A 6,912-nucleotide genomic window follows, 5' to 3' on the forward strand; every position below is an offset into this window, starting at 1 on the left:
GGTTAGGTGGAATCGCTTTGTTAGAGTTTTTCAGCTCGGCTTCAGAAGTTTAGGGCTGGTGTGTTTTGGGTGGTCTGTTTTGTTTTTCGTCACAAAAAAAGCGCAGCCGGGCTTTGGGCGTGCCTTTCGCATTGAGCCAAGAAGACCACTTGTCTCATTGCTTCGGCTAGCCCGTGTGCGCTCGGCTGCTTGGAGATTTCGTTGAAACTTTAGAGTGAAATGGATCTGCTTTTGTTCAGTTCGCCGCTTGGTTGCAATCGCTTTGTTAGAGTTTTGACTACTGAAATTCCGCTTCATTCATTGACAGTGAAATAGAAAACAAGTAAAAAGCGACGCTAACCACTTTCTCATCGTTTTGAAAAAGTGAACATAACTTATCAACTTTTTCAAACTAGAGATGAAGCGGAAAGGGGCCGCCCCCCGGCAAGCGTGCCACTTGAAGCGCAATCTCAACCATTATCCAACTCGGCACAAAAATCTACTTCTTCATTACACCAATCACGCGCCCGTTTATATAGACATCTTCACTGCGCATCATGATCGGCTCGAATTCCGGGTTCTCCGCAACCAATAAAATCTCACTGCCCATCGACATATACTTCTTCATCGTCGCTTCTCCGTCGATTACCGCGATGACGATATCGCCGCTTGAAGCCGTGTTCTGCTGGTGTACGACCACGACGTCGCCTTTGTCGATGCCGGCGCCATTCATGCTCTCGCCTGTCACCGTCAGCGAAAAGCTGTCTTTCGGCGACAAGAGCCATTCGCGCGGCAACGGATATGACGTCTCGTAGTTCTCGGTCGCAAACGCGGGAAGCCCGGCTGCGACATTCCCGATTAATGGCACCTCAACCAATTCGTGTACTTGAAGCAAAACATCTTCTCCAGCTTCCCGTACTTCAATATCCGCGTCCGTCCCTTGTTCCTGTGCGTATTCGTAATCGCGCCCGTTCTTCAAATTCTTATACAGGCTGAGCTGTTTCGTATCCAACAAAAAGCGCGCCTGGCATTTCGGCAAGTCGGGTACTTCTTCGCCGTGCCGGTCGATGATCTTCAAAGAGATTCCGTCTGTCGCAATGCCGTAAAGCGCCTTGCCGTCCGCATTCAAATAGCTCTGCAGTTGATTGACCGCATCGTCAATCCCGCTCCCGAAGCTTTTCACTTCGGCGATGATATAAGGGCGCTCTTCACCGTCCGCAAAGATCTTCACGGCGATATCACAATAGCCTTTTTTTGAAAACTGTTGGACCGGATACTCGAGTTGGATGAGTTCATGCGGATAGCCGTAGGTTTCATGAAGTTCACGGATAAGCCATTGCCGGGTCACTTCTTCTTTCGAATGCAGGTCGACCAATTGATCTGTCAGCGCGTAATGGGTCATGCTGATCGATTCGAACGGCCGGAGCGCAGTGTCTTTTCGCATGCGCAAATGCTTACGGTCGATTTCTGCGATGAATTTCGACGCCTTGCCCACCGACGTCATGTACAAGAGCTCACTGGCACGCGTCATGCCGACGTACAGGAGCTTTCGCTCATCGGAATCCAAAGTCTTCTGGTCTTCTGCGTCGTCGTAAAGCTGCTGCGGGATGACACCACTGTTCAAATCGATGAGGAAAATGACTTTGAACTCCAGTCCTTTGATCGAATGCATCGTCACAAGCTTGACTTTATCCGACTCAAAATCCGGCTCCTGGCTTTGCAGGACTTCACACTGTATACCCATCTCCGACAGATCAGCCGCCGCACTTTCAACCGATCGCTTGCTGCGTGCGACGATGCACATCTCCGACAATTTGTAATCCGATTTTAAGCTCTCGATTTCTTGTGCGAGAAACTTCATTTGCTGTTCGGGCTGCTTGAAAAAATCATAGATCGGCTGATGGCCGTGGCGATCGATGAGTGCCGGCTTAACAAAGTCGACGTTTCCTTGGATGGTCTCGTCCGCTTCGATCAAATCGAATGCTGCCTGCGAAATTTCCGTCGTCGTCCGGTAATTTTTACTTAAAGTCCGTGCTTTCCCGCTCATATCATAGCCGATTGTCGTATACGGACGGCCTTTTCCAAGCCATGACTCCGGATAGATGCTTTGCGTATTATCCGCTACGAACATCAGCGAAGAATAGGTTTTCACCTTATAAAGTTCCTTCAAAAACTCCAGCTGCACACGCGTCAGATCCTGGCTTTCGTCGATGATGATATGCGTGTACTTTCCGCCATTCGAACGGCGAACCTCGGAAAGCGCCAACTCATTCATCCTTTTGAATGACACAAGCCCATCATTCTCAAGAAACTTCACGTACATGCGTGCCACTTCGAAAATCGCTTCCCGTGTCGCAGAGTTTTTCAAAAGCTTCTGCGGCGTGCCGCTATTTCCCGAAGCCCGTCCGATGCGGTCGGCCGACTGGTAATCGGCTAAATCCGTCATCGCACAAGATGAAATCCAGTCCGCTTCCGCCATGAGAAACTTGCTGTTGTTCGCCGATAGCAGTTTGACGTCCGGATACACTTGCTTCACTTCATCGATCGCCCGTGTCAGTGCCTGCATCATCTGGCCTTGCTTCGCAATCGACAGCTGTTGGTTCGTCCGCCGGAGATATTTCATGAACTCCCCGTACATCAAGGAGTCGATCGTGGCGATCTTCACTTCCGCATTTGACGCAAACATCCGATCCGACTCATCCGCTTCCGCCAAGCGCCCGTATTGAAATTTTATGTAATTCAACAATGTCTTATTGTAAGTCACCAACAAAATTTGGTCGTCTTCTTCGTGACAATGATGATCCATCAGAAATTGGATCCGGCGAATCGCCACCGTCGTCTTGCCCGATCCCGCTACACCTTTCACCATCATCGGCCCGCCTGGCTCAAGTTCCACAATGCGCCGCTGCTCCATATTCAATTTCATACCCAGCACCCTCTCTCTATTTACAACTTATACCTATATACTAAGAATATTGTCATATAATAGCAAGGTCATACTACATAGATCATGGGCTGGATTCTAAATACGAACAGAACTGATTGTTCACGATCGCATTTAAAAACGTCCAAAAGAGTTACAATAAGCCTTATTGAAGAAGTGATTCTAATGATGATGAAAATATTGGATGTTCCGACAAAATCGACCTCAGAGGTGAAGCGTTCGCCGCTGGAAATTTTCCAATTAGCGCAACAAGAAGGATCAGGTGTTTACGTTTTCAACGAGGAAAAAGTAGCAGGTGTTATGATTTCCCAAGAGCAATATGAATCTTTGAACAAAGAAATTGAATATCTCCACGATCAACTTGCATACTTGCTGGCGGAAAAGCGCATATTGGATCAAGGCATTAATAATCAGGATTAAACTCGATAACCTAAAAAAAATCACCGCATCTTCTATTCAGAAGACACGGTGATTTTTCATTTGCCGCAGCATTTCTTGTATTTCTTCCCGCTCCCGCACGGACATGGGTCGTTGCGGCCGACACGCGGTCCGCTCGGAAACTCGATGACCTTACTCGGCAGGGGGCGCAAGTTTTCTTGTGGCAGGAGTTCTACCGGCTGATGGCCGCGGTTCGTCCACAGGCGCAGGTGATTCGCGAAGTTCATCAGCAGATCCAAATACTTTTTCATGTCCTTTTCTGACTCGCCTTCAAAAATTTCAAAGAATAAGTTCACGTACCCCATCGGCGAATCAGTCCATTGGATTGCCAGTTTTACTTCATGTATCGCTTTTTCAAAACTCAAAGGATGCAGTTTCGTGTGCTTCGGCTGCAATTCTTTCCGCAGCGCGATGTATTCTTTCGTCGGTTCTACATACAGTTCATCCGCATACTGGAACAATTCGTCTTTTTCCGGGATGTACCAGTTTTCACCTTATGCTTGTTAGTTTTCTCGGTCTTTTTCCTTTTCCTCATCCCAACGAATCTCATCTGACGAATCGACGATTTCCAGCTTCAGCTGGAAGCCTTCATAACTCATTAATATTTTCCCGATTTGATCCCAACTATACGGCTCGCCATCCACGATGATTAGAGGGGTTTCTTGATCTTCCCCATTCCACGCAACGGTTCCGCCCAGGCGGTCTTTATCCATTCTCCGATAAATGTGGCCACTTGGCAGCCGGTCTTCCACGATATAGTTTTCCGCAAGGCCTTTTTGCACTTTTGACAGCAACTTCGACAAGAGCTGGTCCTGATCGCAATCCAAGTCATCCAATACTTCAAAATTGAAACCTTGCTCTTTGCGCTCGTCCGCTTCCATCATGATACCTACAGGAAGCAATCGCTTCCGGATCCGAAATGAACGCATAACACCTTTTTGATCCCGCAATGCCATACCTTCCGGATAAGCAGTCGCCTTTACACCGAGGCTCTCTTCCATTTCATCATTAAAGCAAGCCGAACAAATCCGTTCTGTTCCTAACAGAATATACGCATCACTGCGGCTGCAACGCTCACAAATTTCCACTTTCAATCCCCCTGTACTCTATATTTTCAACTTCATGTTAATAGCAAAAAGCTTCGATAACCAAGGTTTCATCTTCTAAAAAAACCTGCGCCCGAAATGCAAACTGACTTCCTCCCCGATTTCTGCCCGGTGATGCCCCTTGTAACGCCACATCCGGTAATGGTTGGCGAAATCCACAAACAAATCGATGCGCGTTTGCAGATCTTTTTTATCTTCTGTTCCGAACATCATGACAAAAATAGGCAAAGCGTCCTCAAGTGTAGGGCTCACCTGTAGCGACACACGCATCTCATACAAAGCTTCATCCAAATCATATTCAGCATCTGTCGGATAGCTTGGTTCCACATAGTTTTTTAGCGCCACATATTGCTCAGTCGGCTCAGCATAGAAATGATCTGCATAAGGAAGCAATTCTTCCTTCTTCGGCATATACCAATCCTCATCCGCCCCCATCATCGTGATTTCCCAAACAATCTCCTCAATCAAGACGTCCAGATGCGCAAATCCCCCATCCAAATCATCCAATAACGAATCTTCTAGCCATTCTTTCCATTCCGGCTTTTTCCTCAAACGAAGGACATCCTCTTTTTTAATAGACATCCCTGGGTTATGGTCCATGAACAGTTTTATCACCTGATCGATCGTCACCACCCCGTACAAATTCGTGCACGCTTTTACATACTGCCAAAACAACTCTTTATCGAAAGTTTTCATGCCCATCCCACTTTCTTTAATTACTTGTTCTGTTTTTCAAATTCTAGCACATGAAACAGGTAATCTGTCTAGAATCTCCTTGCATCATTCAGGCAAACCAAAATATAACCAGATATTTACATCCTCAACCTATTCCTCTAACTGGATAATAAATGGGTTTTTCATGATATAGTGGTGCTATTGAAATCTCCAGCCCCCAGCGATCTGTACGAACAAGAAAAGAAAGTCAGTTGAAGAATTCATCCCTAATTTTCTAGCCTTCCAGTTATTCGGGAAAGCTCTCTTGATTTACTCCCAATAATTTGGATTACCAAGAAAATCCAGGGTATACAAAAGTATAGATCCACTCAGCTTTATACAAGAAAGGAGCCCACCCATGCCACATTGCCAGAACTGCGGAACCCAATGGAGTTGGTTCGATACCTTCAAAATCGGCTACAAAGGCACGAGAAAATGCTCACATTGCAAAGAGCAGCAATACGTCAAACCGAAGATCGACTTCAAACTCTACTTTCTTGCCATGATTCCATTGCTGATTTTGATTGCCTTGCGCATCTATCTCGGCTTCAGCATCCCCATCTTCATCGTTTTCGTAGCCATATATATGGTTATTCTGAACATCATTCTTCCTTTCACTATCAAGCTCTCGAACACACAAGAAGCACTCTGGTAAAGACGATGTCCAGCTTTTTCAGTGGCTTATGCTATAGCTGAACTAGAAAGGAGTTCACCATGCCACACTGCCAAAACTGCGGAACCAAATGGAACTGGGCCGATTCGATGAAGCTCAGTTTCAAAGGAAAGAAAGAATGTCCGAACTGCCATAAGAACCAGTATGTTTCCAGCAAATCAACCTTCTGGGGCACCTTATTATTTTCAATGCCTTTTGTTTTTTTAATGAGTTATCTGCGTTCATATTATGAAGTCGGTTTCCCGGTTATCGTTCTAGCCTTCATTATTTATATGCCGCTAGTTTCTTTGCTGATGCCTTTCATCTTCAAACTGTCGAGTACCCGAAAACGCTTTGGCAAAACGGTCGACTAGCGGGATAAACCCGAACAAAAAAACGCAACCTGAGGGCTGCGTTTTTTTGTTTTGCCTATTCGTGTCTCCTCAGCTCTTCAATCAGCCCATCCAAATACGAACTTGAAAAGATTCTCTTTTCTTACAATTTATTGGAAGTACGTACTAGGAATCACTTTGTCAGAGATTATCCAGGTCGATAGAAAGTAATTTAGTGTTAGCTTGTTTCAGTGTGAATGGTTCGTATTTTTCGCCGCTTACAAACCGCAGCCGGGCTTTGGGCATGCCTTTCGCAGTGAGCCAAGAAGAACACTTGTCTCATTGCTTCGGCTAGCCCTTGTGCGCCCGGCTGCTTGGAGATGCCATTGGTTGTAGTAGAGTGAAGCGGATCTGCTTTGGTTCAGTTGTCCGGTTGGTTGGAATCGCTTTGTTCAAGTTTTCCAGTTCATCTTCAGAAGTTTAGAGTTGGTGTGTTTTTGGTGATTTGTTTTAAGTTTTCATCACCCAAAAATCACAGCCGGGCTTTGGGCATGCCTTTCGCAGTGAGCCAAGAAGAACACTTGTCTCACTACTTCGGCTAGCCCGTGGACGCTCGGCTGCTTGGAGATGCCATTGGTTGTAGTAGAGTGAAGCGGATCTGCTTTGCTTCAGTTGTCCGGTTGGTTGGAATCGCTTTGTTCAAGTTTTCCAGTTCATCTTCAGAAGTTTAGAGTTGGTGTGTTTTTG

7 protein-coding genes are annotated in these 6,912 nt (G+C 46.2%); 3 read left to right on the forward strand and 4 right to left on the reverse strand.

Annotation, left to right across the window (positions count from 1 at the left end; all coding sequences use genetic code 11):
• Nucleotides 1-478: 478 nt before the first annotated feature.
• The gene (gene lexA, locus J7E21_RS14455; RefSeq protein WP_215109012.1) at nt 479-2,905 is read right to left on the reverse strand and encodes a transcriptional repressor LexA; all 2,427 of its coding nucleotides are present in this window, start codon (nt 2,903-2,905) and stop codon (nt 479-481) included.
• Nucleotides 2,906-3,088: 183 nt separating this feature from the next.
• On the opposite strand from lexA, the gene J7E21_RS14460 reads away from it, so the two are divergent.
• Nucleotides 3,089-3,343: a hypothetical protein gene (locus tag J7E21_RS14460; protein WP_215109015.1), complete on the forward strand. Its 255-nt coding sequence runs from the start codon at nt 3,089-3,091 to the stop codon at nt 3,341-3,343.
• Between the two features lie 56 nt (nt 3,344-3,399).
• Here J7E21_RS14460 and J7E21_RS14465 read toward each other — a convergent pair whose 3' ends face one another.
• From J7E21_RS14465 to J7E21_RS14475, 3 genes are all read right to left on the reverse strand, one after another.
• Nucleotides 3,400-3,822, reverse strand: a complete 423-nt coding sequence (locus J7E21_RS14465; RefSeq protein ID WP_215109017.1) for a YecA family protein — start codon at nt 3,820-3,822, stop codon at nt 3,400-3,402.
• Nucleotides 3,823-3,864: 42 nt separating this feature from the next.
• A complete protein-coding gene (locus J7E21_RS14470) occupies nt 3,865-4,449 on the reverse strand; it encodes a DUF7686 domain-containing protein (RefSeq protein WP_215109019.1) in 585 nt (194 codons plus the stop codon).
• Nucleotides 4,450-4,524: 75 nt separating this feature from the next.
• Nucleotides 4,525-5,163 (reverse strand): hypothetical protein, encoded by a 639-nt coding sequence (locus tag J7E21_RS14475; RefSeq protein WP_215109021.1) that lies wholly within the window; start codon nt 5,161-5,163, stop codon nt 4,525-4,527.
• Nucleotides 5,164-5,539: 376 nt separating this feature from the next.
• Here J7E21_RS14475 and J7E21_RS14480 point away from each other — a divergent pair, with 376 nt between their 5' ends.
• Both J7E21_RS14480 and J7E21_RS16615 read left to right on the forward strand, forming a co-directional pair.
• A complete protein-coding gene (locus J7E21_RS14480; RefSeq protein ID WP_215109023.1) occupies nt 5,540-5,836 on the forward strand; it encodes a TIGR04104 family putative zinc finger protein in 297 nt (98 codons plus the stop codon).
• Nucleotides 5,837-5,895: 59 nt separating this feature from the next.
• Nucleotides 5,896-6,207, forward strand: a complete 312-nt coding sequence (locus J7E21_RS16615) for a TIGR04104 family putative zinc finger protein (RefSeq protein ID WP_215109026.1) — start codon at nt 5,896-5,898, stop codon at nt 6,205-6,207.
• Nucleotides 6,208-6,912: the final 705 nt, after the last annotated feature.

Source organism: Planococcus sp. ISL-109, from assembly GCF_018613655.1.
In the GTDB taxonomy this organism is placed as follows: Bacteria; Bacillota; Bacilli; order Bacillales_A; family Planococcaceae; genus Planococcus.

Excerpts from the sequence above, each read along its gene's own strand:
- lexA (WP_215109012.1), bottom strand. The coding sequence starts at position 2,905 with ATGAAATTGAATATGGAGCAGCGGCGCATTGTGGAACTTGAGCCAGGC.
- J7E21_RS14460 (WP_215109015.1), top strand. The coding sequence starts at position 3,089 with ATGATGATGAAAATATTGGATGTTCCGACAAAATCGACCTCAGAGGTG.
- J7E21_RS14475 (WP_215109021.1), bottom strand. The coding sequence starts at position 5,163 with ATGAAAACTTTCGATAAAGAGTTGTTTTGGCAGTATGTAAAAGCGTGC.
- J7E21_RS14480 (WP_215109023.1), top strand. The coding sequence starts at position 5,540 with ATGCCACATTGCCAGAACTGCGGAACCCAATGGAGTTGGTTCGATACC.
- J7E21_RS16615 (WP_215109026.1), top strand. The coding sequence starts at position 5,896 with ATGCCACACTGCCAAAACTGCGGAACCAAATGGAACTGGGCCGATTCG.